The organism is Pseudomonas fluorescens, assembly GCF_902498195.1.
Taxonomy (GTDB): Bacteria; Pseudomonadota; Gammaproteobacteria; order Pseudomonadales; family Pseudomonadaceae; genus Aquipseudomonas; species Aquipseudomonas fluorescens_BU.
Genome location: NZ_CABVIY010000001.1, coordinates 176938 through 202059, shown reverse-complemented (window position 1 = coordinate 202059; position 25122 = coordinate 176938). Strand labels below are relative to the sequence as shown.

The window sequence follows — 25122 nt, the reverse complement described above, 5'->3', positions numbered from 1 at the left end:
GTCTTGAATACGCATAAGCCAGCACGAAGGCTGGCTTATGGTGTGTACTTCTTATCGCAAAAACGATCAGTCGGCTTGTGGAGCTTCTACCGGCTTGACTGCTTCTTCGTAAGAGACCGATTTGTCGGTCACGCTAGCTTTCTGCAGAACAGTATCCACAACTTGCTCTTCCAGCACAACCGAACGAACTTCGTTCAGTTGCTGGTCGTTCTTGTAGTACCAGGACACAACTTGCTCAGGCTCCTGGTAGGCCGAGGCCATTTCCTGAATCATTTCGCGAACGCGGGTTTCATCAGGCTTGAGGTCGAATTGCTTGACCACTTCAGCCACGATCAGACCCAGCACAACGCGACGCTTGGCTTGCTCTTCGAACAGCTCGGCCGGCAGTTGGTCAGGCTTGATGTTGCCACCGAACTGCTGGACAGCCTGCACACGCAGACGGTCAACTTCGTTGGACAGCAGGGCCTTTGGCACTTCGATCGGGTTGGTGGCCAGCAGACCATCCATTACCTGATTCTTGACCTTGGATTTGATCGCCTGACGCAGCTCGCGCTCCATGTTCTTGCGAACTTCGGTGCGGAAGCCTTCCAGGCCGCTTTCCTTGATGCCGAATTGAGCGAAGAATTCTTCGGTCAGCTCTGGCGGTTTTGGCTCGGAGACGCTGTTCACGGTAACGGTGAACTCAGCAGTCTTGCCGGCCAGGTCGAGGTTCTGATAATCCTCAGGGAAAGTCAGGTTCAGAACGCGCTCTTCGCCGGCTTTAGCGCCAACCAGGCCGTCTTCGAAGCCAGGGATCATGCGGCCGGAACCCAGAACCAGCTGGGTACCCTTGGCGGAACCGCCAGCGAACACTTCACCGTCGACCTTGCCGACGAAATCGATGTTCAGCTGGTCTTCGTTCTGGGCAGCACGATCGGCTACTTCAAAACGGGTGTTCTGCTTGCGCAGGATGTCCAGCATCTTGTCCAGATCGGCATCAGTCACGTCAGCGCTCAGGCGCTCGACAGCGATACCGTCGAAGCCGGCAACGGTGAACTCAGGGAACACTTCGAATACCGCGACGTATTCCAGGTCCTTGCCCGCTTCCAGGGATTTAGGCTCGATCGAAGGCGAACCAGCCGGGTTCAGCTTCTGCTCAACGACGGCTTCGTAGAAGGAGGACTGGATCACGTCGCCTACAGCTTCCTGGCGCGCTTCAGCACCGAAACGGCGCTTGATTTCGCTCATCGGCACTTTGCCTGGACGGAAGCCTGCAATCTTGGCCTTTTGGGCAGTCTGCTGCAGACGCTTGTTGACCTGAGTCTCGATGCGCTCAGCCGGCACGGTGATGCTCATGCGGCGCTCAAGAGCAGAAGTATTTTCAACAGAAACTTGCATGGATATTCCTCGTTGCACAGACGTTAGCCGGCCGTTTCCGACCCCAGAATCAAGGGCATGCATTCTAGTGGGTCAAACTCAAGAAGTCACCCTACTGAAAACGGGTAAAAACGCAGCAGGCAATTTATAGGTGCGAATGCACGGATGCACCTCGCCCCGGTGGCAAATACAGCCAATCACGCCAGGGCTCTGCGCCAACCTTTCTATATATAGAAGAGGTTGCCAATCATCTCCCTGACGACCGCCCTTGCGAGCAAGGCCGGCGGGCAGCGCGGCATCATCGAGAAACATAAATACGACGAAACGCCCTGCCCCTGCGACCCACAACCAGCAGCCGCCGAACACACAAACCACTGAAACAAAAAAGGCGCCAGACTGTTAAATCTGGCGCCTTTCGAAATATGGGGTGGACGATGGGGATCGAACCCACGACAACGGGAGTCACAATCCCGTGCTCTACCAACTGAGCTACGCCCACCATATTGCATGACAAAGAACCAAAACCTTCTTTGTCGAGCCCCAGCCACGCCAACCGACATGAATGAAGCTTTATTTGGTGCGGATGAAGAGACTCGAACTCTTACGCCTCGCGGCGCTGGAACCTAAATCCAGTGTGTCTACCAATTCCACCACATCCGCGGCTTGAACCTGTTAAAGCAAAGGCGCCAGACTGTTAATCTGGCGCCTTTCGAAATATGGGGTGGACGATGGGGATCGAACCCACGACAACGGGAGTCACAATCCCGTGCTCTACCAACTGAGCTACGCCCACCATATCGCGTTACTTGTGCCAAAGCTGCCTGATGGCGCACCCGGCAGGACTCGAACCTGCGACCATCCGCTTAGAAGGCGGATGCTCTATCCAGCTGAGCTACGGGCGCCTGATTAATCTGTACTCTTGGAGGACTACAAACTAAGTGCTTTCCAGCGTTGCAGAACCGTAATCCTGCTCGACCTTCTTAACCAGTGCTAGGCTGTGCCCGACAAGTGCGACGAATAGTATAGAGCCCCCCGAAGGTCGTCAAATCCTTTTTAAAAAAAATTCATTTAATTAAAGGGGTTAGCGGAATTTGCAGACCAAGCGCCTTTGCCCTCACCGCATGACATGCGAGAATGCGTTCTCTTTTTTTCCCCTCTCGATGGTTAATCACGCGCAATGACTGCACAACTAATCGACGGCAAATCGATCGCCGCCAGCCTGCGCCAGCAGATCGCCCAACGCGTCAACGAGCGTCGCCAGCAAGGCCTGCGCACGCCCGGCCTCGCGGTGATCCTGGTCGGTAGCGATCCTGCCTCTCAGGTTTATGTCTCGCACAAGCGTAAAGACTGTGAAGAGGTCGGCTTCCTTTCCCAAGCCTACGACCTGCCTTCCGAAACCACTCAGGAAGCACTGACCGAACTGATCGACCGCCTCAATGACGACCCGGCGATTGATGGCGTTCTGTTGCAGCTTCCCCTGCCTGAACACCTGGACGCGTCCCGATTGCTGGAGCGCATTCGCCCGGACAAGGACGTCGACGGCTTCCACCCCTATAACGTCGGTCGCCTGGCCCAACGCATCCCGCTGCTGCGCCCATGCACTCCAAAAGGGATCATGACCCTGCTGGAAAGCACCGGTGCCGATCTGTACGGGATGAACGCCGTGATTGTCGGCGCCTCCAACATCGTTGGTCGCCCGATGGCGATGGAACTGCTGCTGGCCGGTTGCACCGTGACCGTCACTCACCGCTTCACCAAGGACCTGGCCGGCCACGTCGGTCGTGCCGATCTGGTGGTGGTAGCCGCCGGCAAGCCTGGCCTGGTCAAGGGTGAGTGGATCAAGCAAGGCGCGATCGTGATCGACGTCGGCATCAACCGTCAGGAAGATGGCAAACTGGTCGGTGACGTCATTTACGAAACCGCCCTGCCCCGCGCCAGCTGGATCACACCTGTACCGGGTGGCGTCGGCCCGATGACCCGCGCCTGCCTGCTGGAAAACACCTTGTACGCGGCCGAAACCCTGCACGGCTGAGACACTTTTCACAGCTGACAGGTGACTCAAGGAACCCCGCCCATCGCGGGGTTTTTTGTGCCCGCGAAACAAGGTCGACCATCCGCCGGAAAATAACTTTTTTTTCATGTTTCCAACGACTTTCACAGGGTCCTCGAACAACCATCGACAGTTATTCAGCCATACTCCAGAATGTCGCGCTTTTTAAGAAATAGCCCGTTACATAACGGCGTATCAACACCTTATGAGTCTGCCAGCGTGAAAATCCGTCTTTCCATCCTGAGCCTATTTTTTGCCGTTACAGGGACTTTCATCACGCCGATTGCCAGCGCCGGCGAAACCACCGCAGCGCCCCGAGACACCTCGCAACTCAAGATCGCCTCCGGCAGCGCCTTGCTGTTGGATCTGCAGACCAACAAAGTCATCTACGCCAGCAATCCCGACGTAGTTGTTCCGATCGCTTCCGTCAGCAAGCTGATGACCGGCCTGGTGGTGGTTGAAGCCCGGCAGAACATGGATGAGTACATCAACATCAACATCAGTGACACCCCGGAAATGAAGGGCGTGTTTTCCCGGGTCAAACTCAACAGCGAAATGCCGCGCCGGGAAATGCTGTTGATTGCGCTGATGTCCTCGGAAAATCGCGCTGCAGCGAGTCTGGCCCACCACTATCCGGGCGGTTACGCCGCGTTCATCGCTGCAATGAATGCCAAGGCCAGGGCACTGGGCATGACCAACACTCATTTCGTCGAGCCGACTGGCCTCTCGCCACGCAACGTCTCCACCGCCCGCGACCTGAGCAAACTGTTGATTGCCGCGCACAAGTATCCGTTGCTGACAGAGCTGAGCACGACCAAGGAAAAAACCGTCAGCTTCCGCAAACCCAACTACAGCCTGGGCTTCCGCAATACCGACCATTTGGTACGCAAGCCCGACTGGGACATCCAGCTGACGAAAACCGGTTTCACCAACGAAGCAGGCCACTGCCTGGTGCTGGTGACCCGCATGAGCAACCGCCCGGTTGCCCTGGTGCTCCTTGATGCGTATGGCAAATACACGCATTTTGCCGATGCCACGCGCATCCGCAATTGGGTCGAAACCGGCAAAAGCGCCAGCGTCGCATCCGCGGCCTTGCAGTACAAATCAGACAAGAACCTCAAGCACCGCCAGAGCGGCGTGGTTGAAGCGTCGAAGTAACCTCGCTGCAATTCCCTTGAAAAAGCCCCGGACATCCGGGGCTTTTTTGTCAGCGATCAGTCGTTGGGCAGCGGCATCTGGTCGTCGTCCGGGATACCGTCGCCTTTGCTCGGATCCCTCCAGCCCTGCGGATGCTCGCCGGGTGCCACCGCCGGACGCGCCAGCGGATCTCGCAGCGGACTGTCCGGATCCATCACCGGATCGACACTGTCTTCAGGGGTGGTCGGAACGTTTTCCGGACGTTTGTCGTTGAAGCTCGAATCGGTAGACATATGCACCTCCATGGGATCTAGGGCTTCAGATCACCGAGTGGATCATAGGGCTTTGCCGGCGCCTTGGGGTTGTCACCCGGCTTCACATCCCTGGGTGCCCGGGCCGGTCCGACGGGATCGACCTGGGGGTCGGCAAGGTCCGGGGAATCGGGGTCGAATCCCAGTTCATCGCCGGACGAGTGCTCGGACGAATGCGGACCGACGGGGGTCGTGGAATCTGCCATGGGCGCCTCCTGATCGCGGCCCGAGAAGCTCGGGCCTTATTATCTCAGAGACCGACAAGCTGTCGGTGTGCCCGGCAGATGACGAACGGGCTTATTGCGCGGAAAGGGCTCGCTTGGCCTTTGCCGCCGCCTGCTCCTGGCCGGCCTGGGCCAGATCGTTGGCAGCCTTGAGCCAGCGCTGCTGATCGACTTCGGCCGGAACCTGCGTCGGCGCCTGAATCAACACCGCCCATCCCCCTGCGTCCTTGAACGCCGATTCGAACGAGCCGAAGCTCATGAGCTGCCGCTGATCCATCCCCGCCCGCAGCAACACCGTCTGCTTCTGACGGTTATAGCCGGACAGAATCGCGTAACGCGGCTCGGCCCAGAGCGCCGAACCCTCGGTAAAGCGCACCATCACCGGATACCCGGCGGCTACCTGGGTCAACAAGGCGGGCAGATTGCTGTCCAGCGGATAGACCATCATTCCGTATTCGCGGGCCAGGTTCTGCATGTTTTGTTGCAGCTGGGCCTCCGCGCCCGGCAGATGCAACGGTTTCTCGAGCAGCCCCGGCGTAATCACGACGCCTTGCTGGGACAGCATGCTCGCCAACACCTGCGGCCCGCTTTGATTGGCCACGCCGCGGTAGAACCTGCCGCTGAGTTCAACCCGTTCCGGCAGTCGTTTGATCTGCGGCGCCACACTGCCAGCACAACCGGCCAGACCGGCGACGCAACCGACGATGACCGCCGCCGTAAGCATTCGAGAAATTACCCGCACCATCATCACTCTCTTGTTCAGGCGCCAGGCAATCCACTTCCCGGCTTGGCCGTCGATCATAGGACGCCACGCGGCGCGGGTATAGCCTTAACCGGTAGTTGATTGCGTTGCATAGAGCGAACTGGTTGGTCGCAGTCGACCTTCGGTCAATAGCCTGAAACACGCCAGCGACTAGACTGTCACTTGCATGGCGTGTGTGCCCGCTGCAGGGCAAAGAGGAGGCATCGATGAGCCTGACAATGACGATCGTGATGTTGATTGGCGGCTGGCTGGCTGTGGCTGCCGCCATGTTATGGGGCGTGTTGCGCATTACCCGCCGCCACCATCACCACCCTGTTCAACCGGCAGAACCTGCCAAGGCGCCCGGCCGACACGCCAACGCCCACTGACACCCATTTATTAAAAAGCCTGAATCCCCTGTAGGAGCTGCCGCAGGCTTGGATCTTTTGATTTTGAAGAAACCAAAGTCAAAAGATCGCAGCCTGCGGCAGCTCCTACAGTGAGTTCAGGCGGTGTTTCAACCCAGGTCAGGCTTGCGCGACTACACGCTTTTGCTTCGCCCGACGGGACATCATGTTCAGCACCTCGATCGCAGCCGAGAACGCCATGGCAGCGTAGACATAGCCTTTCGGTACGTGGGCGCCGAAGCCTTCGGCGATCAGCGTCATGCCGATCATGATCAGGAAGCCCAGGGCCAGCATCACCACCGTCGGGTTGTCGTTGATGAACTTGGCCAGCGGATCAGCCGCCAGCAACATCACCAGTACCGACACCACCACCGCGATGATCATGATCGGCAAATGCTCGGTCATGCCGACAGCGGTAATGATGCTGTCGATGGAGAACACCATGTCCAGCATCAGGATCTGGCCGATCGCCGCGGCAAAGCCCAGGGTCACGGTCGAGGTCGCCGACTTCGGATCTTCCGGTGCAGGGTCCATGCTGTGATGGATCTCGGTGGTGGCTTTCCACAACAGGAACAGGCCGCCAGCGATCAGGATCATGTCCTTCCAGGAGAACGCGTGTCCGAGAACCTCGATCACGGGCGCTGTCAGCTGGACGATGAACGCGATGGTACTCAGCAAGCCCAGTCGCAGGATCAGCGCCATGCCAATACCAATGCGCCGCGCCTTCTGCCGGTGCTGCTCGGGCAGTTTGTTGGTCAGGATCGAGATGAAGATCAGGTTATCGATGCCCAGCACGATTTCCATCACCACCAGGGTGGCCAGGGCGACCCAGGCTGTGGGGCTGGCAGCTAACTGTAAAAGGTATTCCATGGGTCAGTCCTGACTCGCTGTAAGACGGTTTAGATTTCCTGGGAGGAAGATTCGGTTTTTTCCGGGTCTTTTTCCGCTGATTCTTTTTTGCTGATCAGCCCGCCGGTGGCCTCACTGAGCGCTTGCTCGGCAGCCTTGTGGGTATCGTCGATGGCTTGCTTGGCACTTTCGGCAGCCTTGCCCATCAACTGTTGAGCGCTTTTTTCGGCCTGGTCGCAACCGGCCAGGACCAGTAAAGACGCAATCAGCAGGGCCGTGGTTTTAAGCTTCATGATGTTTTCCTCGATAGAACAAACGGGCCCATATCGATGGCCCGTTGATAGCGACGCATTCTAGGGAGGTGAACACTTCAGGAAAATTCGTATTTTTAGCGGTTATACTTCGGTTTTTACGAACTGTAGATCGCCATGCTCAATTATCGACAATTGCATTACTTCTGGGTGGTGGCCAAGACCGGCAGCATCGTGCGTGCCTGCGAACAGCTGAACCTGACGCCCCAGACCATCAGCGGGCAGATATCGCTGCTGGAGCAAACCTATGGCATTGAGTTGTTTCGCCGGGTCGGCCGGCAACTTGAGCTGACCGAAGCTGGCCGGCAGACCCTGCCCTACGCCGAACAAATGTTTCAGCTGGGCGGTGAACTGGAGTTGATGCTGCGGGCGCAACCCAATGAGCAGCAGATTCTGTTCCGGGTGGGCGTGGCCGACGTGGTGCCCAAATCCATCGTCTACCGCCTGATTGCGCCGACCATGGAGTTGAGCGAGCCGCTGCGCATCACTTGCCGCGAAGACAAGCTGGAACGCTTGTTGGCCGACCTGGCGATCCAGCGCCTGGACCTGGTGATTTCCGACAGCCCGATGCCATCGCACCTGGACATCAAGGGCTACAGCCAGAAACTCGGCGAATGCGGGATCAGTTTCTTCGCCACCGCCGAGCTGGCGGCGCGATACGGACAGGATTTTCCCCGCAACCTGCACGGTGCGCCGCTGCTGATTCCCGGGCCGGAAACCGTGGTGCGCAGCCGCTTGCAACGCTGGTTCGCCGAGCAGCAGATCCAGCCGCAGATCGTCGGCGAATTCGACGACAGCGCCTTGATGCAGGCGTTCGGCCAGTCCGGCAGCGGCATTTTCATCGGCCCGAGCGTGATCGCCGACGAAGTGAAACGCCAGTGTGGCGTGGAGGTGATCGGCCAGACCGACGCGGTGAGCGAGTCGTTCTATGCCATTTCCGTGGAACGCAAGGTCAAGCACCCCGGCATTGTCGCCATTACCGAAGGTGCCCGACGCGAGCTGTTTACCGAACTGTGAAGCCTAGGCACAGACTTCCCGCGGCTTGAAGGTCATCAGGGCGATGGCCAACAGAATCGAGGCGAGGATAAACCCGGCTGCGGCGAAACCCAGGCCTTGCAGGCCGACGCTGTCGATCACCCGGCCGCCGATCATCGCGCCCAGGCCGATCCCGAGGTTGGCCCCGGCGATGTTCAGCGAGGCGGCGAACGCCGGTGCTTCGGGCGCGGCCTTCATCAGGCGCACGTGACTGACCAGGAACAACGCGGCCTGGGTCACGCCCCAGATGCCCATCGCCGCCGCCAGACCGAAGGGTGAATGAATGTTCGGCACCAGGGCCACCAGACCGGCAATCATGAAAGCGCAAAACATCATCGACGCCACCAGCGGATGCCGATCCACCGCGCGGCCACCCAGCGAATTGCCGATCAACCCCACCGCGCCGAAGCCCATCAGGCACCAGCCGACCACCGTGCCATTGAAGCCGGCCAACCGTTCAAGGATGTCCGCCAGGTAGGTGTAGGCCGTGAACATGCCGCTGAACACCACAATCGACAGCAGCACATGCCCCACCATCAAGGGGCTGCGCAGGATCTTGAACTGTGAGCGGAAACTGACTTGATGCTGGTGCAGGTTGGTTTTCGGCAGGTAGATAAACAGCAGCAGCGCCTTGGCGAACGCGATGAACGCCAGAATGGCGAAGGCGCTGCGCCAGCCGAAGGCATCGGAAATTAGCGTGCCCACCGGAATGCCGAACACCGTGGCGCAGACGATGCCGAAGCCGATCTTGGCAATGGCCCGGCCGGCGTAATCCGGCCCGACGATGTCCACCGCCGTCTCACTGGCCAGCGCCCAGAACACCGGCAGGCCCAATGCCGGGACCAACCGGGCAAACGCCATCACCCAGATATTGGGTGCCAGCGCCGCGACGGTATTGGCCAGGCCGAACATGATCAGCACCGAGATAAACAGCTTGCGTCGCTCGAAGCGGGCGAAATACGCCGTGAGGAACGGCCCGAACGCAGCGACGGTGAAGGCGAACAGGGTCACCAGCAACCCGGCTTGCGGGATGCTGACGTCAAGGTCACGGGCGATGGCCGGCAACAGGCCGACAATGATGAATTCCGTGGTCAGCACCGTAAAACCGGCGGCCGACAACAGAAGGATGGGCAACAGCATGCAGAACTCCAGAAAACGACGACACCAGCGATCGCCCGAAGGCTCACTGGCAGAACATGAAAATGAGGATGGCGAAGCTTAACAGAGTGTTTCCGAACAGGGTTGCCCGAACCTGCAAATCGCGTTTAACGCGCGGGTGGCAGATCGTCACAGGGCTGAAGGAATGGGACGACGCTGTGCTAAAGTCCGCGCCCCGCGAAACGTACACCCTGTTCATCGGCCACTGTCCGGCCTTGATGTCGCGATACCCGCACCTAATAAAATCAGAGATGCCGTTTTATGACCGCCTCATCCCCCTCTCTATTGCAACGCCTCAAACGCACCAGCCTGGTCACGCAGATCATCATCGGCCTGATCGCCGGGATCATCCTGGCCCTGGTAGCGCCCGAGGCTGCCAGGTCCATGGCCTTTATCGGCAAAGTCTTCGTCGCTGCGCTGAAGGCCGTCGCGCCGATCCTGGTGTTCGTGCTGGTCATGGCCTCGATCGCCAACCACAAGCATGGCCAGGAAACCCACATCCGGCCGATCCTGTTCCTTTATCTGCTGGGCACGTTCGCCGCCGCCGTGGTCGCGGTAGTGGCCAGCATGATGTTCCCGTCGAGCCTCGTCCTGTCCACCCACGACGTGGCCGTCACCGCACCGGGCGGCATCGGTGAAGTGTTGCAAAGCCTGTTGCTGAGCGTGGTCGACAACCCGGTCAGTGCGTTGATGAACGCCAACTTCATCGGCATTCTCGCCTGGGCCATCGGCATGGGCATTGCCATTCGCCATGCCGGTGACACCACGCGCGAGGTGCTCGGTGACCTGTCCAACGGCGTGACCCTGATCGTGCACCTGGTGATTCGCTTCGCACCGCTGGGGATTTTCGGCCTCGTGGCCTCGACCCTGGCCACCTCCGGTTTCGGCGCCTTGATCGGCTACGCGCACCTGCTGGCGGTGCTGCTGGGCTGCATGCTGTTCGTGGCGCTGGTGATGAACCCGGTCATCGTGTTCTGGAAACTGCGTCGCAACCCCTATCCGCTGGTGCTGATGTGCCTGCGCGAAAGCGGGATCACCGCCTTCTTCACCCGCAGTTCGGCGGCGAACATTCCGGTCAACCTTGAGCTGAGCAAGCGCCTGGGGCTGCATGAAGACACTTACTCGGTGTCGATCCCACTTGGCGCCACCATCAACATGGCCGGCGCGGCGATCACCATCACCGTGCTGACGCTGGCGGCGGTGCATACCCTGGGGATTGCCGTGGACATTCCGACGGCCATTTTGCTGAGCGTCGTCGCGGCGATTTGTGCCTGTGGCGCCTCGGGCGTGGCCGGTGGTTCGCTGCTGCTGATTCCGCTGGCGTGCAGCCTGTTCGGCATCCCGAGCGAAATCGCCATGCAGGTGGTGGCGGTGGGCTTCATTATTGGTGTGTTGCAGGATTCGGCGGAGACGGCGTTGAATTCGTCTACCGACGTATTGTTCACGGCAGCGGCCTGCCTGGGTGAAGAGGCGAAAGCCGAACGTCTGGCCTGAGCCAAATCCGTGTGGGAGCGGGCTTGCTCGCGAAAGCGGTGTGTGTCAGTCAACGTTTATTTTGAAGCTGATGACCCTTTCGCGAGCAAGCCCGCTCCCACCGGATGGGTGGTGTAGAGGAAAAATCTTTACCCATGAAAAAGCCCCCGCAACCTCAGGATGCGGGGGCTTTTTTGTTTCTGGCCGGTTTAGAACGCGCCCATGTAATCGCGCTTGCCCACTTCCACGCCGTTGTGGCGCAGCAGTGCGTAGGTGGTGGTGACGTGGAAGAAGAACTGCGGCAGGCCGTAGGTCAGCAGGTAAGCCTGGCCGGAGAAGCGCTTCTCTTTCGGCGTGCCCGGACGGGTGACGATTTCGATGCCTTCCTTGCCGTTGATTTGCTCGGGCTTGATCTCGCCGATGAACGCCAGCACTTTGGCGATCAGCGCTTGCAGGTCGGCGAAAGTGGTTTCCGTGTCGTCGTACTTCGGCAGTTCGATCTCGGCCAGGCGCGCGGACACACCCTTGCTGAAATCAACGGCGATCTGCACCTGACGCACCAGCGGGAACATGTCCGGGTACAGGCGGGCTTGCAGGAAGGCATTCGGGTCGATGTTTTTGGCGGTGGCGTGGGCTTCGGCCTTGTTCAGCACATCGCTCAGGGCGTTGAGCATTTGCTGGAAAACTGGAACGGAGGCGTCGTACAGGGAAATGGTCATGGCAGTCTCAGGTGATGACAGGAGGGAAACGTCGGCCGATTATAGCCGTGCCCGCCCCTCCTGCGGCTTGTCTTTTCTCCTGCAAGGATTAGGCTAGGCGGCTTCGACGGCATGCTTCGACTGCATAGGGAAAAGCGCGATGAGCACTGAACAAGAACAGACCTTCGACGAACCGCGCCTCAACAGCACGGAAATCCGCATTCTGGGTTCGTTGATCGAGAAACAGGCCACCAGCCCGGAAACCTATCCGCTGACCCTCAACGCACTGGTCATTGCCTGCAACCAGAAAACCAGCCGCGAACCGGTGATGAACCTCACCCAGGGCCAGGTCGGCCAGAGCCTGCGTGCCCTTGAAGGACGCGGCTTCACCAAACTGGTGATGGGCAGCCGCGCGGACCGTTGGGAGCACAAGGTCGACAAGGCACTGGAACTGGTGCCGGCCCAGGTGATTCTGATGGGCCTGCTGTATCTGCGCGGCCCGCAGACCGTCAACGAACTGCTGACCCGCAGCGGGCGCATGCATGACTTCGAAGACACCGAGCAGGTCGTGCACCAGCTTGAACGGCTGATCGCCCGAGGCCTGGCGCTGCTGATTCCGCGTCAGGCGGGGCAGCGTGAAGACCGCTACATGCATGCCATGGGCGATCCGGCGGACATCGAGGTGATCCTCGCCGCGCGGCAGAACCCGGTCGAGCGCAGCGGTGGTGTTTCAGTCGAGCGCATCGAAGAGCTCGAAGCGCGGATTGCGGCGCTGGAAGAGCGTTTGGCGCGGCTGGAGTAACAACACGCTCCAACTGTGGGAGCGGGCTTGCTCGCGAAAGCGGTGTGTCAGTCACATGCAGGCTGGATGTGCCGACGTCTTCGCGAGCAGGTCGCTCCCACAAAGGGTTGATGGTGTGCCTTACTCCCCCTCCCAGTAATCCACCCCATCCGCCTGCCGGGCCACGGCGACGAAGCCCGAGGCATTGCCCTCGGCGTCAACCTTGAAGTCATCCATCACCACATATTTTCCCGAGTCCGGGTATTCGCAGATGTCCGGTGACTGCTGGGTACTGACGGCCAGGTAACGCAGTTCGCCGTCGCTGGTATTGATGATCTGGTGCGCCCGTTCCGGCCCGCCCGCCGGGCAGGCAATCACGTCACCGGCGCGGATGGGAAAACGTTCGGCACCGAGCCGCACCTCACCCTCGCCGGCCACGATGTAGAACATTTCCTCGTTGACCCGGTGGCTGTGAAACGGGCTGCCGCGCATGCCGGGCTCAAGGGCGTACAAGCGATAACCGAGCTTCTGCGCGCCCAGCTGCTGGCCAATGCGTGCCAGGCGCTGCTGATAGCGACCGGCCGTTTCACCGGTGGGGGCAAACTCTTCGGGCAGCGGCAGGAGCTCGGCCTGATCCAGGTTGAGAATCGCGGGATGCATGGGAACCTCGGTCACGGTGATTGTTGTGGGAGGGCCAGTCTTTGCTGGCTGATGGGGAGTATAGATAGAGGTTCGACAGTTGAACCGCGTCGCCCCGTTCGCGAGCAAGCCCGCTCCCACAGTTATCCGCATTTCATCTGGAGGAACGCGGTCAAATGTGGGAGCGGGCTTGCTCGCGAAGAGGCCGGTACAGTCAGCAAGCAACCCGAGGATCAACCCCGGGCAAAAGCCACCGCCGCCTGAAACTGCTCATCTGTCGGCCGCACACCGGTGTACAGCACGAACTGCTCCAGCGCCTGGATCGCAATCACCTCCAGCCCGGTGATCACCTGCTTGCCCTCGGCACGGCCGCGCACGATCAGCGGTGTTTCCGCGGGAATCGCCACCACATCGAAGACGATATCCGCCGCCACGATGGCTTCAGCGTCAAACGCCAGTTGATCGGCTTCCGGGCCGCCGGTCATGCCGATCGGGGTGACGTTGACCAGCATTTGCGGGCGATGCGAACCCAGTTCGGCCTGCCATGGGTAATCCAGGGAATCGGCCAGGGCACGGCCGGCGCTCTCGTTCCGGGCCACGATCAGACCCTTTTTGTAACCGCCGTCGCGCAGGGCGCTGGCCACGGCCTTGGCCATGCCGCCGCTGCCGCGCAAGGCAAACGTGGTGTCCTTGGGCACTGCGTGGGTGTCCAGCAATTGGGCAATGGCGATGTAATCGGTGTTGTAGGCCTTCAGATGGCCGGCGGTGTTGACGATGGTGTTGATCGACTGGATGGCGGCGGCAGACGCGTCCAGCTCGTCGACCAGGGCGATGCAGGCTTCCTTGAACGGCATCGACACGCCACAGCCGCGAATGCCCAGGGCGCGAATACCGCCCACCGCGCCCGGCAAGTCCTGGCTGCTGAACGCCTTGTAGTAGAAATTCAGGCCCAACTGTTCATACAGATGATTGTGAAATCGCAGGCCAAAGTTCCCGGGGCGCCCGGAGAGGGACATGCACAACTGGGTGTCTTTGTTGGGGTTCATCTGCATGCGGATCTCCTTGCAATGCACTTTCAGATGGACGGGATTAGCCAGCCCATCGGGTTCTGATCGATCATGGTCACGTGCCTGCGCGGGGCATCACGCGACCGTAAGCAAGCCGGTACAGACCTTACACAAAATTTACCCAGCGGCTGTGCTGATTTTCAAAAAAACGCTGTCTTAGAAGTATCCCCGCGACAATCCTTGGGTCTATTGCAGACACAAGCGCCGGGTCGAAGAACCGAGGAACTATCATGATCCGTAAAATCCCCACAGTTGCCTTGCTGATTGGTGCCCTGGCGATCGCCGGGCAGGCGCAAGCCCATGGTGGTGGTAATGACGCGGCGGTATTTGGCGCGATCGTCGGTACAGCCATCGTCGGCTCGGCCCTGATCAACGCCAACCGGCCGGTGTATGTCGCGCCACAACCGGTCTATGCCCAACCGGTCTACGCCCAGCCCGCGCCGGTCTATTACGCGCCACCACCGCCACCGGTCTATTACCAGCCGGCGCCGGTGTATGTGCAGCAACCGATCTACTACCGTCCGGCACCGGTCTACTACGGACCGCCCCGTGGCTATTACGGCCCGCCACGCGGTTACTACGGCCCTCCCCACGGCGGTTATGGGCGCTGGTAACAGACTCAAAAACCCCGCTCGCCAGCGGGGTTTTTTGTCGCCATTCGTCGGCGCGGGTCTGGAAAAATCTTATCGATGTCGTTCTCGGGACAGTAACAACGGTGCAAGCAGGCAAGATTGACTCACCTGGATGCCACCCACAGGTTGATCAGTACAAGGACGCCCCTATGCCCACGCAGAACCCGCACCGCATTGTCGGCCTGTGCACTTCCAGCAAGGTGTACAACACCCTGACCGAACTCAAGCACCTGGAAGGTCATCGCAGCGCCAAGTTTCTCTCGCTGCTGACGCAAAACCTGGTGCGCAAAGGCCTGCTCAACGAGCAGGAAGTGGTCCATATGCTCGATCAGGTGGTCGACTGACCGACAGGCGGTCTGTTACCTCACTGGCGTCAATGACCACTATTGAAAACGGTGATTGTCGGAAAAATGACCGGCCCCGTAAGGTAGCTCCATAGATTGATGGAGGTACCTGTGATGTCTCAAGTTCAGATCATGTCCGTTATCGGCAGCGCCGTTCCCGCCTCGCTCAGAGCGACCGGATTGCTTGCCTGCTGGTACCTGGTGCTCGATGGCGAGCCGATCAGCGGCCCGCTCACTTCGCTGCCGGCCGCCCAGGCGATGTCACAGCAGGTCAGCCAGGAACACGCCGGCAAGCTCAACGCCTAAGGCAACTGAACCCGCGGCTTGGTTTCCAGGAAAATGTCCCAGCTGGACATGAACAGCGCCGCGATCAGCGGGCCGATGACGAACCCGTTGAGCCCGAACACCGCCAGGCCGCCAAGCGTCGAGATCAGGATCAGGTAGTCGGGCATTTTCGTGTCCTTGCCCACCAGGATCGGGCGTAGCACGTTATCCACCAGGCCGATCACGAACACCCCGAACAACCCCAGCACCACGCCTTGCCAGATTGCGCCGGTGAACAGGAAAAACGCCGCCACCGGTGCCCAGACAATGCCCGCCCCCACCGCTGGCAACAGCGACAGAAAAGCCATCAACACCGCCCAGAGCAATGCGCTGGGGATGTCCAGAAACCAGAAGATCAAACCGCCCAGCGCCCCTTGGGTGATAGCCACCAGCAGGTTGCCTTTCACCGTGGCCCTGACCACGCGATTGAACTTGAGCTGCAAGCGACGCTTCTGCTGTTCCTCCAGCGGCACCGCGGCGCGCACCTTGCGTGCCAGCTCCGCGCCGTCGCGCAGGAAAAAGAACAGCAGGTACAGCATGATGAAAAAGCTGACGATGAACTCGAAGGTGCCCTGGCCAAAACTGAACGCCTGGGTCGCCAGTTCCTGCCCCCCGGTCACCGCGCTCTTGATGATTTTCTCGCGCATGCCCTCCAGCCCGCCCAGGCCGAAACGATCCATCAAATGCTGGAAGTATGGCGGCAGACTGTGCTTGAACTGAGCGACGTAACCGGCGATGTCCAGCTCACCTGACTCGATGCTTTTGTACACGGCGGCGCCCTCCTGAACCAGGAAGATGCCGAGGACAATCACGGGAAGGATCGCAATGACCAGACAGATGCTGAGGGTGAGCAGCGAGGTGAGGTTGCGTTGCCAGCCGAACTTCAATTGCAGTCGACGCTGCATGGGCGCAAAGAGGATACCGAGGATCACCGCCCAGAACACCGCGCCGTAGAACGGCAACAGAATCCAGATAAACGCGATGCTCACCACACCCAGCAGAACCGTCAAGGACTTGTCTTGCAGTTTCTCTTCGTTCATGTCCGATCCATGTCAGTCCAACGCCACGCAACATTGCGTGCTGATGCTTAGGCCGCCACGGTTCGCGCAAGTGCCATCCGTTTGTTCATCAAGCATAGATCCAGATCAATAAACCCTCGGGGCAAGGCGTTTACCCTCGCCGGCTTTTGCGACCGACCCGCCATGAACCTCATTGCTCCCGAACTGCTCGCCCCGGCCGGCACCCTGAAAAACATGCGCTATGCCTTCGCCTATGGCGCCGATGCGGTGTACGCCGGCCAGCCGCGCTACAGCCTGCGGGTGCGCAACAACGAGTTCGATCATGCCCACCTGGCCCTGGGCATCGACGAGGCACAGGCCCAGGGCAAGCGGTTCTATGTGGTGGTGAACATCGCGCCGCACAACGCCAAGCTGAAAACCTTCCTCAAGGACCTGGCGCCCATCATCGCCATGGCGCCCGACGCCCTGATCATGTCCGACCCGGGCCTGATCATGCTGGTGCGCCGGCACTACCCGCAGATGCCGATTCACCTGTCGGTGCAGGCCAACACGGTGAACTGGGCGAGCGTCGAGTTCTGGCAGCAACAGGGCCTGAGCCGGATCATCCTGTCGCGGGAACTGTCCCTGGAAGAAATCGACGAGATACGCCAGCAGGTCCCGGCCATGGAGCTGGAGGTGTTCGTGCATGGCGCGCTGTGCATGGCATATTCGGGTCGCTGCCTGCTGTCGGGCTACCTGAACAGGCGCGATGCCAATCAGGGCAGCTGCACCAATGCCTGCCGCTGGAAGTACTCGGCGCAGGAAGCGACGCAAAACGCCCTCGGCGAGATCGTTCAACAGTATCAGCCGGAACCGACCCTGGGCCTGGGCGCGCCCACCGGGCAGGTGTTCCTGTTGCAGGAAGCCGGTCGCCCCGGTGAATTGATGCCCGCGTTCGAAGATGAACACGGCACCTACATCATGAACGCCAAGGACCTGCGCGCCGTGCAGCATGTCGAGCGCCTGACCCGGATGGGCGTGCATTCCCTGAAAATCGAAGGGCGGACCAAATCGCACTTTTATTGCGCGCGCACCACCCAGGTCTATCGCCGGGCCATCGACGACGCGGTCGCGGGCCGGCCGTTTGACCGCAGCCTGATGACCGACCTCGAATCACTCGCCCAGCGCGGCTACACCGAAGGCTTCCTGCGTCGGCACGTGCATGACGAATACCAGAACTACCAGAACGGCAGCTCGGTGGCGGAACGGCAGCAGTTTGTCGGCGAACTGACCGGCGAACGGCGCGATCGATTGGCCGAGGTGAAGGTGAAAAACCGCTTCGGCCTGGGCGATCACATGGAACTGATGACCCCCAAGGGCAACTTTCACTTCGACCTGCATCAGCTGCAAAACGTCAAAGGCGCGCCGATCGACGTGGCGCCGGGGGACGGGCATACGGTGTACCTGCCGATACCGGATGCGGTGGATTTGCGGTTCGGGTTGTTGATGCGGGATATCAGCACAACCTGACCCCCTGTAGGAGCTGCCGAAGGCTGCGATCCTTTGATTGTGTTTTTCAAGATCAAAAGATCGCAGCCTTCGGCAGCTCCTACAGAGAGACGGTGCGTATCACGCAAACTCCTCGCGCAACATCGCCACAAACGCTTCGCGCGCCGGGTGCACCCCGGCGTTTTCATGCCAGTAGAACAGGTTGTCGATGGCCGTCAGTTCCGGGAACTCATACCCCACGCACCCCGCGCCCCTGGCGTACTGATCGAACACGCCCTTGGGCACCAGCGCCACGCCGGCCCCGGCGCTGACACAGCCGACAATCGCGCCATAACTGGCCAGGCTGACGATCGGCAGCGCCTGGCCCTGGCGCAACAGCCAATGCTCCAGCGCCGCCCGATACGGACAGCCCTGGGGCCACATGAACACGGTCTTGTCGTGCAAATCCGCCATATCGCGTATCGGCCCAAGAGAGGTCGAGGCAATCAGCAACAGGTCTTCGCGGTACATCGGTGTGCGCTTGAGGTGTGAGCGCTCGACATCCACCGCGACAATCGCGCCGTCCAGGCGATGGCTCAGAGTGTCGTCCAGCAACTGGCCCCAGCTGCCGGTGGTCAATTCCAGCGCCACCGCCGGGTAGCGCTTGTGGAATTTCGCCAGCAGGCGCGGCAAGCGCCCGGTGGCCGACGACTCGATGGCCCCGATACGCAACGGGCCGGATGGCTCGGCGCCGGGGTCCACCGCGCGCTTGGCTTCGGCCGTGAGGGCCAGGATCTTCGAGGCGTACGCCAGAAATGTCTGCCCCGACGGGCTGATGCGCAGGCCGCGCCCCTCGCGAAGAAACAGCGCCACCCCCAATTCCGTTTCCAGCGACTTGATCCGTGCCGTGATGTTCGACGGCACGCAGTGCAGCACTTCGGCCGCACGGGCAATGCTGCCGACCTCGGCCACGGTCTTGAACATGCGTATCTGCGCCAGCTCCATATACATCACTCAAAGTGAACGATTAGCGCAGTATAAGTCAGTTGTGGCGAATGATCCGAATTCTGATACTCAGCGCATCAGCCTCTCGGTGCCATCTCATGAAAGTACTCACGCCCTCTCCCGCTTCTCCCTTGAAAATCATCCTGGCCATGGCCCTGGTCGTGGCCTGCTGGGGTTATTCCCCGACCGGCATCCATATCGGTTTGCAGGCCTACGACCCCGTGCACCTGGCGCTGTTGCGCTTTTTGCTGGCCTCGCTGTTCATGGCCGTGGTCGCAATGATCAGGGGTATTCGCCTGCCGTCACTGCGCGACGTGCCGCTGCTGATGGCCCTGGGGTTCTTTGCGGTGAGCCTGCATCACGTGGCGATCAATTTCGGCCAGCAGGGCGTCAGCGCCGGTGCGTCGAGTGTGCTGGCGCAGTCGACGCCGCTGTTCAGCACATTGCTGGCGCGCTATGTATTCAAGGACCGGGTCAGCGTCTGGCGTTGGGGCTGCGTGCTCCTGGGCCTGACCGGCGTGGTGATCGTGGTGGCGGGCGACCACGGCCTGGGCAGCATCGACGCCCACGGCTTGCTGATCCTGTTGGCGGCGCTGTCCTGGAGCCTCTACTTCGCCCTGCAAAAGCATCACACCGGGCGTTATGACGGCTTGACCCTGGTGTGTTACACGGTCTGGTCGGGCACGGCACTGCTGTTGATTTTCCTGCCGGGGCTGGCGGACCAGGTTCTCAATGCGCCCCTGCGGGTGCAGGCCGCCGTATTGGCCCTGGGGATTTTCCCCAGCGCCCTGGCGTATCTGGCCTGGGCCTATGTGCTGGCGCACGTCGACCTGAGCCGGGCGACGATGACGCTGTACCTGGTGCCGCCGATGGCGATGGCGATGGCATCCGTTGCCTTGGGCGAACAGCCGACGTTGATGGTGGCGGTGGGTGCGGTGGTGGTGCTAATCAGTGTGTTGGCGTTGAATCTGGAGAGGCGGCCAGTGGTTCAGGTGGCACGTGTCTGATCGCCAGTTCGTGTGAAGGCATCTGACGTCATCGCGATGATTGTTGATCGACACGCCACCCGCGAACCGGCTTAAATAAATCCCTCGGCCCGTAACCGTTAATACCCTGAATACTCAAGAAGTGGCTCAATCATGCCTGCTGAAAATCTCGACAAGATCACCCTCTACAGCGCTTTCGCACTCTGCCTCGGTGCCAGCCACTGCTTTGCTGACGAGCGTATGGAAACCCTCGTCAACGCCGCTATCGAACCGGTCATGCAACAACAGAACATTGCCGGCATGGCGGTCGCTATCACCGTCAACGGTCAAGCGCATTACTTCAACTACGGCGTAGCCTCGAAAGAAACCGGCAAGGCTGTCACTGAAAACACCCTGTTCGAGATCGGTTCGGTGAGCAAAACCTACACCGCCACCCTCGCCGCCTACGCCCAGGCCAAAGGTCAGTTGTCGCTGTCGGACAAGGCCAGCCAGATCCTGCCGGAGCTACACGGCAGCGCGTTCGACCACATCAGCGTGCTGCAACTGGGCACCTACTCGGGTGGCGGGCTGCCCCTGCAATTCCCGAGCGAAGCCGATACACCGCAGGCCATGCTGGGTTATTTCAAACAGTGGAAACCGGTCTATGCCCCTGGCAGTCACCGCCAGTACTCGAACCCGAGCCTGGGGTTGTTCGGCTACCTGGCGGCCAAACGCATGGGCGCGCCCTTTGATGAGGTGATGGAAAAAACCCTGCTGCCCAAACTCGGGTTGCAGCACACCTGGCTCAAGGTGCCGCAGGATCAGATGGCGCTCTACGCCCAGGGTTACAACAAGGAAGACCAGCCCGTGCGAGTCGGTCCTGGCGCACTGGACGCCGAGGCCTACGGCGTGAAAACCAGCGCGGCGGATCTGCTTCGTTACGTCGAGGCAAACATGCAGCCGGCAAAGCTGGAAAAACCCTTGCAGCAGGCAATCGCCACCACTCACACCGGCTACTACCGGGTGGGCGGCATGACCCAGGGGCTGGGCTGGGAGTCCTACAGCTACCCGGTTACGTTGCAAACACTGCTCGCGGGCAACTCGACGGAAATGGCCATGCAAGCCCGCAAAGTCCAGTGGCTGAACCCGCCGCAAGCCCAACCTGCGAGCACCCTGTTCAACAAAACCGGCTCCACCGGCGGCTTCGGCACTTACGTGGCCTATGTGCCCGCCAAAGCCATCGGCATCGTGATCCTCGCCAACAAGAACTACCCGAACCCGGAACGGATCAAAATGGCCCATTCGATTTTGAGTGCGCTGGACAAGTAGCACCCACGCCAGCTGTTTCTGGTGAAATAAAAAATGGGCGCGGGCTTGCTCGCGAAGGGGTCGGGACATTCAACAGGGATGTCGACTGACACGGCCTCTTCGCGAGCAAGCCCGCTCCCACAAGGTCAGATGTTAGCGCTTAGTCATCCGGCTGCTCAGGCGGCTTGGCAGGCTTCGCCGGTTTGGCGGGTTTTGCGTTTTTGGCGCCCTTGGCGACCGGCGCCTCGACGGCTACCGGAGGGGGGGCCAGTGTTGTCGTTTCCTTCTCGGCCGCCGGCAGGGCGTCGATGGTGTCGAAGATTTTCTTCAGGTCGACCGACTTCGATTCTTCCCCCGAACTTTCGAGTTTTTTCTCGCCGTCCTTGCCCACCAGAATCACCTTCGGCAGTGCCCCGGCACCCAGCTTCAGCGCACGGATCAGCGCCATGGTGTCTTGTTGGCCGATGTCCTTGCCGTCGAGTTGGCCGGACATGTTCAACACGCTGTAGACCTTGATGTTGCGCTCGGCGACGCCCTGCTTGTTGGCAGGATCCTCCAGGGATTTCTTCAGGTTCACCCAGACCGGATCCACGGTACTCGGCGCAATGACAATCAGGGGTCGGGCCAGGCCTTTGAAGACGTCCAGTGGTGAATCGCCATCGGCAGCGAACAGGGGGCCGGCGATAGCCAGCAGGGTAGCCAGGGTCAGTGACCTGATGAGCATGCGCATCTCCTTTTGATATCCACGCTCTAATGATTGCGCATCGCGGCGTTCGTTCCGGTGACGCTTCGCAAATGTGTTCCGCCTTGACCCAAGCTTAGGTCAGGGCGGACATAGCGCAACAGGCAGGCAACCCCTGGACCGATAAACCGGTCCCTGGAAAGCGCGGGGAGCGGCCGGTGGACGGCGGGTGGATTTCGATGATCCGGACGGACACCGAGTGGACGTTTTCACCCGCGAATGACGCTGGCGTTCAGAACGCCAATTTGTAACCTATCAATACCAGCATCGTCGCCAGGCAAGGACGCAACAGCTCGTCCGAGATGCGCCCGGTCAAGTGGCTGCCCAGGTAAATCCCCGGCAGCGAACCTACCAGCAGGAAACCCAGCACCTGCCAATCCATGTTGCCCATGCTCGCGTGGCCAAGGCCGGCGACCAGGGTCAGGGGGACGGCATGGGCGATTTCCGTGCCCACCAGGCGACGGGTCGGCAACAGCGGATAGAGAATGAACAACGCCACGGTGCCCAGGGCGCCAGCGCCGATGGAGGTCAGCGCGACCATGGTGCCCAGCACCAGGCCGGTGATCACCGTCAGCACATTCAGCCGTGAACCGCTCGGTTTGTATTGGCCGCCGGCACGTTTGTGGGCGAAATCGAGCAGGCGTTTCTTGAACAGGATCGCCAGTGCCGTGGCAAACAGAACAAAGCCCAGGGCCTGCTTGATGATGGCGTTCATCGCATCGGGCGCTTCGTTCAGGCTGCTGAGGAACCACAACGTCATCGCCACCGCCGGCACACTGCCCAGGGTCAGCCAACCGGTAATGGCCCAGTCGATGTTGTTGTTCTTCCGGTGAACCAGCACGCCACTGGATTTGGTGATGGCCGCGTACAGCAGATCGGTGCCGACAGCGGTGGCCGGGTTGATGCCGAAACCCAGCAGGATAGGCGTCATCAACGACCCGCCACCCACGCCGGTCATGCCGACGATGAAGCCGACGACCAAACCGGCGACGACCAAACCGATGTTCACTAAATCCATTGATACGTCCACATAGACCGCAGGGGAAATCCGGCCCGCAGCATAGCGATTTTTCTTATAACCACTTATATCGATGCGATCTATCTTTATTCCCTAAACACATTTCCCCTGTGGGAGCGGGCTTGCTCGCGAAGTCGGTCTTCCAGCCAATACATGAGCCGACTGATACCCCCGTTTCGCGAGCAAGCCCGCTCCCACAGGGGGTGTGGTGGTTTTACTGAACGGGAAGGAAATTGAGGAACAGCAGGCTCTGCGCATAATTGAGGCCGATCCGCCGATAGCGCTCATCCAGCATCTGGGTCAGCAGGTCCAGCCGCGCCACGATCTTGCCGAACTCCACGGCAAAACTCAGGTTGCTGCCCTCCTCCGAGATTTCATTGGAAAACAGCATGGGCTGGCCGTCCTTATTCTGCCGCTGGCTCAGGATCCAGGTGGCGATCTCGATGTTGCGCGCGGCGTTGCTGACAAACGTCGGGTTGATCGCGTCCGTCATGTAGAACTCCAGGCGATTGCCGTGGGCAGTGACCAGCATGCTGCCGACGGCATAGATAAACGCACCGACCCGGTCGCCGAGAAACTCCGGACTCATGGCAAAGCGCAACGCCGCCAGGTCTTTCTTGCCACCCAGGGTCGGCAGCGGCTGTTGCTGTTCAATCGCCATGCGCACCTGCTGGCCGGCCGTACGGGCATCGAGGAAGCCGGATTTTTTCAACTCGTCCGGGTTGCGCAGGTAGAGCTTGCTCATCAGCACATAGAGGCTGTCGAGGTTGTCGCGCATGGTCAGGGTGGCCATGCGGTCGACACTGGTTTGCAGGAACTCCTGGGGCTTGCCTTCGCGCAGCTGGGTGAACAGGTCGTTGCCGGGCTGATGGCTGCAACCGCTGGCACAGAGCAGCAACAGCAAGGCCAACAGTCCATTTCGGGCAAGGTTAAACGGCAACACTGGAACCATAAGGGATTGGGCTGGCACATTCCTGTGCGGCGGGATTCGCCGCAGCGGCTATCGATAGAGCCGGGCATTCCACAAAAGTGCAGTGTTGGCGAAGATCAATCGATCACCGGCCGTGTAGGAGCTGCCGAAGGCTGCGATCTTTTGATCTTGCTTTTCAAAATCAAAAGATCGCAGCCTCGTTGCACTCGACAGCTCCTACGGGGGGACAAGGACATCAGCCAGAACTCAAGCCGAAGGGCTATTCTGATGCCAACCCAAAAAGAGGAATCAAGCATGCGTACCGAGCAACTGGCCGGCACCGCGGTGCCCGTCATCGGCCAAGGCACCTGGCAAATGGGCGAGGACCGTTCCCGGCACAAAGAGGAAGTGGCGGCGCTACGCCTGGGTATCGAACTGGGCATGACCTTGATCGACACCGCCGAAATGTACGCCGAAGGCGGCGCCGAGCACGTCGTGGCCCAAGCCATCAGCGGCCAGCGCGACGAGGTGTTCCTGGTCAGCAAGGTCTACCCGCACAACGCCAGCCGCCAGGGCATCCCCCAGGCCTGCGAACGCAGCCTGAAACGGCTCGGCACCGACCGCATCGACCTGTACCTGCTGCATTGGCGCGGCCAGTATCCCTTGCAGGAAACCGTCGAAGCCTTCGAGCGCCTGCGCGAAGCCGGCAAGATCGGCCGCTGGGGCGTGTCCAATTTCGACGTCGATGACCTGCTGGAACTCGACAGCCCGGTCTGCGCCACCAATCAGGTGCTCTACAACCTGGAGGAGCGCGGGATAGAATTTGATTTACTGCCCTGGTGCCAGCAGCACAGGATGCCCGTCATGGCCTACTGTCCCGTCGGCCAGGGCGGGAAGATGCTGGCCAATGCCACGCTCCGGCAGGTGGCCACCCGGCATGGCGTGACGCCGGCCCAGGTGTCGCTGGCCTGGCTGCTGCGCCACGAGGGCGTGATCGCCATCCCCAAGGCGGTCCGTCCCGAACACGTGCGACTCAACGCCCAAGCGGCAGCACTGCCGCTTGAAGCCGGGGATCTGGAGGCGCTGGACCAAGCGTTTCACGCGCCCAAACGCAAGCAGCGGCTGGCCATGGTCTGAGCCATCGCGGTAC

The 25122-nt window shown here is 60.4% G+C and carries 28 protein-coding genes and 4 tRNA genes; 13 read left to right on the top strand and 19 right to left on the bottom strand.

What is annotated here, in order from left to right:
* Positions 1-66: 66 nt before the first annotated feature.
* From tig to F8N66_RS00865, 5 genes are all read right to left on the bottom strand, one after another.
* A complete protein-coding gene (gene tig, locus F8N66_RS00885; protein WP_150768383.1) occupies positions 67-1377 on the bottom strand; it encodes a trigger factor in 1311 nt (436 codons plus the stop codon).
* Between the two features lie 402 nt (positions 1378-1779).
* Positions 1780-1855, bottom strand: a tRNA-His gene (locus tag F8N66_RS00880).
* A 76-nt stretch (positions 1856-1931) separates the two neighbouring features.
* A tRNA-Leu gene (locus tag F8N66_RS00875) sits at positions 1932-2016 on the bottom strand.
* A gap of 57 nt (positions 2017-2073) precedes the next feature.
* A tRNA-His gene (locus tag F8N66_RS00870) sits at positions 2074-2149 on the bottom strand.
* Between the two features lie 32 nt (positions 2150-2181).
* Positions 2182-2258, bottom strand: a tRNA-Arg gene (locus F8N66_RS00865).
* A gap of 275 nt (positions 2259-2533) precedes the next feature.
* On the opposite strand from F8N66_RS00865, the gene folD reads away from it, so the two are divergent.
* Together folD and pbpG are read left to right on the top strand one after the other, a co-directional pair.
* Positions 2534-3388 (top strand): bifunctional methylenetetrahydrofolate dehydrogenase/methenyltetrahydrofolate cyclohydrolase FolD, encoded by an 855-nt coding sequence (gene folD / locus F8N66_RS00860; protein WP_150768382.1) that lies wholly within the window; start codon positions 2534-2536, stop codon positions 3386-3388.
* 237 nt (positions 3389-3625) lie between these two features.
* Positions 3626-4564: a D-alanyl-D-alanine endopeptidase gene (pbpG, locus tag F8N66_RS00855; RefSeq protein WP_150768381.1), complete on the top strand. Its 939-nt coding sequence runs from the start codon at positions 3626-3628 to the stop codon at positions 4562-4564.
* Positions 4565-4620: 56 nt separating this feature from the next.
* On the opposite strand, the gene F8N66_RS00850 is transcribed toward pbpG, so the two are convergent.
* The 3 genes from F8N66_RS00850 to F8N66_RS00840 all read right to left on the bottom strand — a co-directional run bounded on the left by F8N66_RS00850 (position 4621) and on the right by F8N66_RS00840 (position 5880).
* Positions 4621-4836, bottom strand: coding sequence for a hypothetical protein (locus tag F8N66_RS00850; RefSeq protein WP_150768380.1), 216 nt, complete (start codon positions 4834-4836; stop codon positions 4621-4623).
* A gap of 17 nt (positions 4837-4853) precedes the next feature.
* Positions 4854-5060, bottom strand: coding sequence for a DUF6021 family protein (locus F8N66_RS00845; RefSeq protein WP_150768379.1), 207 nt, complete (start codon positions 5058-5060; stop codon positions 4854-4856).
* A 91-nt stretch (positions 5061-5151) separates the two neighbouring features.
* Positions 5152-5880 (bottom strand): peptidase C39 family protein, encoded by a 729-nt coding sequence (locus tag F8N66_RS00840; protein ID WP_150768378.1) that lies wholly within the window; start codon positions 5878-5880, stop codon positions 5152-5154.
* A 167-nt stretch (positions 5881-6047) separates the two neighbouring features.
* On the opposite strand from F8N66_RS00840, the gene F8N66_RS00835 reads away from it, so the two are divergent.
* On the top strand, positions 6048-6209 hold the full coding sequence (locus tag F8N66_RS00835; protein WP_191622866.1) for a hypothetical protein: 162 nt from the start codon (positions 6048-6050) through the stop codon (positions 6207-6209).
* 138 nt (positions 6210-6347) lie between these two features.
* Here the strand turns inward: F8N66_RS00835 and F8N66_RS00830 are convergent, their stop codons facing one another.
* Positions 6348-7097, bottom strand: a complete 750-nt coding sequence (locus F8N66_RS00830) for a TerC family protein (protein WP_150768376.1) — start codon at positions 7095-7097, stop codon at positions 6348-6350.
* Positions 7098-7126: 29 nt separating this feature from the next.
* Positions 7127-7369 (bottom strand): hypothetical protein, encoded by a 243-nt coding sequence (locus F8N66_RS00825; protein WP_150768375.1) that lies wholly within the window; start codon positions 7367-7369, stop codon positions 7127-7129.
* 135 nt (positions 7370-7504) lie between these two features.
* On the opposite strand from F8N66_RS00825, the gene nhaR reads away from it, so the two are divergent.
* Positions 7505-8404, top strand: coding sequence for a transcriptional activator NhaR (nhaR, locus tag F8N66_RS00820; protein ID WP_150768374.1), 900 nt, complete (start codon positions 7505-7507; stop codon positions 8402-8404).
* 3 nt (positions 8405-8407) lie between these two features.
* On the opposite strand, the gene F8N66_RS00815 is transcribed toward nhaR, so the two are convergent.
* Positions 8408-9562, bottom strand: coding sequence for an MFS transporter (locus F8N66_RS00815; protein WP_150768373.1), 1155 nt, complete (start codon positions 9560-9562; stop codon positions 8408-8410).
* A gap of 279 nt (positions 9563-9841) precedes the next feature.
* Here F8N66_RS00815 and sstT point away from each other — a divergent pair, with 279 nt between their 5' ends.
* On the top strand, positions 9842-11074 hold the full coding sequence (gene sstT, locus F8N66_RS00810; RefSeq protein WP_150768372.1) for a serine/threonine transporter SstT: 1233 nt from the start codon (positions 9842-9844) through the stop codon (positions 11072-11074).
* A 188-nt stretch (positions 11075-11262) separates the two neighbouring features.
* On the opposite strand, the gene F8N66_RS00805 is transcribed toward sstT, so the two are convergent.
* On the bottom strand, positions 11263-11772 hold the full coding sequence (locus F8N66_RS00805) for a DUF1993 family protein (RefSeq protein ID WP_150768371.1): 510 nt from the start codon (positions 11770-11772) through the stop codon (positions 11263-11265).
* Between the two features lie 139 nt (positions 11773-11911).
* Here F8N66_RS00805 and F8N66_RS00800 point away from each other — a divergent pair, with 139 nt between their 5' ends.
* Positions 11912-12553, top strand: coding sequence for a YceH family protein (locus F8N66_RS00800; protein WP_150768370.1), 642 nt, complete (start codon positions 11912-11914; stop codon positions 12551-12553).
* Positions 12554-12673: 120 nt separating this feature from the next.
* Here F8N66_RS00800 and F8N66_RS00795 read toward each other — a convergent pair whose 3' ends face one another.
* Together F8N66_RS00795 and F8N66_RS00785 are read right to left on the bottom strand one after the other, a co-directional pair.
* Positions 12674-13192 (bottom strand): cupin domain-containing protein, encoded by a 519-nt coding sequence (locus tag F8N66_RS00795; protein ID WP_150768369.1) that lies wholly within the window; start codon positions 13190-13192, stop codon positions 12674-12676.
* A gap of 212 nt (positions 13193-13404) precedes the next feature.
* Positions 13405-14223, bottom strand: coding sequence for a shikimate 5-dehydrogenase (locus tag F8N66_RS00785; protein ID WP_150768367.1), 819 nt, complete (start codon positions 14221-14223; stop codon positions 13405-13407).
* A gap of 245 nt (positions 14224-14468) precedes the next feature.
* Here F8N66_RS00785 and F8N66_RS00780 point away from each other — a divergent pair, with 245 nt between their 5' ends.
* The 3 genes from F8N66_RS00780 to F8N66_RS00770 all read left to right on the top strand — a co-directional run bounded on the left by F8N66_RS00780 (position 14469) and on the right by F8N66_RS00770 (position 15520).
* A complete protein-coding gene (locus tag F8N66_RS00780) occupies positions 14469-14852 on the top strand; it encodes a hypothetical protein (RefSeq protein ID WP_150768366.1) in 384 nt (127 codons plus the stop codon).
* A gap of 167 nt (positions 14853-15019) precedes the next feature.
* A complete protein-coding gene (locus tag F8N66_RS00775) occupies positions 15020-15214 on the top strand; it encodes a hypothetical protein (RefSeq protein ID WP_150768365.1) in 195 nt (64 codons plus the stop codon).
* 114 nt (positions 15215-15328) lie between these two features.
* Positions 15329-15520 (top strand): hypothetical protein, encoded by a 192-nt coding sequence (locus F8N66_RS00770; protein WP_150768364.1) that lies wholly within the window; start codon positions 15329-15331, stop codon positions 15518-15520.
* Here F8N66_RS00770 and F8N66_RS00765 read toward each other — a convergent pair.
* Positions 15517-16578 carry an AI-2E family transporter gene (locus F8N66_RS00765; protein WP_150768363.1) on the bottom strand — a complete coding sequence of 354 codons (1062 nt, stop codon included), beginning with the start codon at positions 16576-16578 and terminating at the stop codon, positions 15517-15519. The genes F8N66_RS00770 and F8N66_RS00765 overlap by 4 nt on opposite strands.
* Before the next feature lie 162 nt (positions 16579-16740).
* Here F8N66_RS00765 and yegQ point away from each other — a divergent pair, with 162 nt between their 5' ends.
* On the top strand, positions 16741-18066 hold the full coding sequence (gene yegQ, locus F8N66_RS00760; RefSeq protein WP_150768362.1) for a tRNA 5-hydroxyuridine modification protein YegQ: 1326 nt from the start codon (positions 16741-16743) through the stop codon (positions 18064-18066).
* A gap of 99 nt (positions 18067-18165) precedes the next feature.
* On the opposite strand, the gene F8N66_RS00750 is transcribed toward yegQ, so the two are convergent.
* Positions 18166-19029 (bottom strand): LysR family transcriptional regulator, encoded by an 864-nt coding sequence (locus F8N66_RS00750; RefSeq protein ID WP_150768361.1) that lies wholly within the window; start codon positions 19027-19029, stop codon positions 18166-18168.
* Positions 19030-19127: 98 nt separating this feature from the next.
* Between F8N66_RS00750 and F8N66_RS00745 the strand changes: the two genes are divergently transcribed.
* Positions 19128-20036, top strand: a complete 909-nt coding sequence (locus F8N66_RS00745; protein ID WP_150768360.1) for a DMT family transporter — start codon at positions 19128-19130, stop codon at positions 20034-20036.
* A gap of 132 nt (positions 20037-20168) precedes the next feature.
* On the top strand, positions 20169-21323 hold the full coding sequence (ampC, locus tag F8N66_RS00740) for a class C beta-lactamase (protein WP_150768359.1): 1155 nt from the start codon (positions 20169-20171) through the stop codon (positions 21321-21323).
* A gap of 139 nt (positions 21324-21462) precedes the next feature.
* Here ampC and F8N66_RS00735 read toward each other — a convergent pair whose 3' ends face one another.
* From F8N66_RS00735 to F8N66_RS00725, 3 genes are all read right to left on the bottom strand, one after another.
* Positions 21463-22026, bottom strand: coding sequence for a DUF4174 domain-containing protein (locus F8N66_RS00735; RefSeq protein WP_150768358.1), 564 nt, complete (start codon positions 22024-22026; stop codon positions 21463-21465).
* Positions 22027-22276: 250 nt separating this feature from the next.
* A complete protein-coding gene (locus F8N66_RS00730) occupies positions 22277-23062 on the bottom strand; it encodes a sulfite exporter TauE/SafE family protein (protein WP_150768357.1) in 786 nt (261 codons plus the stop codon).
* A gap of 214 nt (positions 23063-23276) precedes the next feature.
* Positions 23277-24014, bottom strand: coding sequence for a hypothetical protein (locus F8N66_RS00725; protein ID WP_150768356.1), 738 nt, complete (start codon positions 24012-24014; stop codon positions 23277-23279).
* A 273-nt stretch (positions 24015-24287) separates the two neighbouring features.
* Here F8N66_RS00725 and F8N66_RS00720 point away from each other — a divergent pair, with 273 nt between their 5' ends.
* Positions 24288-25109: an aldo/keto reductase gene (locus F8N66_RS00720; RefSeq protein ID WP_150768355.1), complete on the top strand. Its 822-nt coding sequence runs from the start codon at positions 24288-24290 to the stop codon at positions 25107-25109.
* Positions 25110-25122 lie beyond the last annotated feature (13 nt).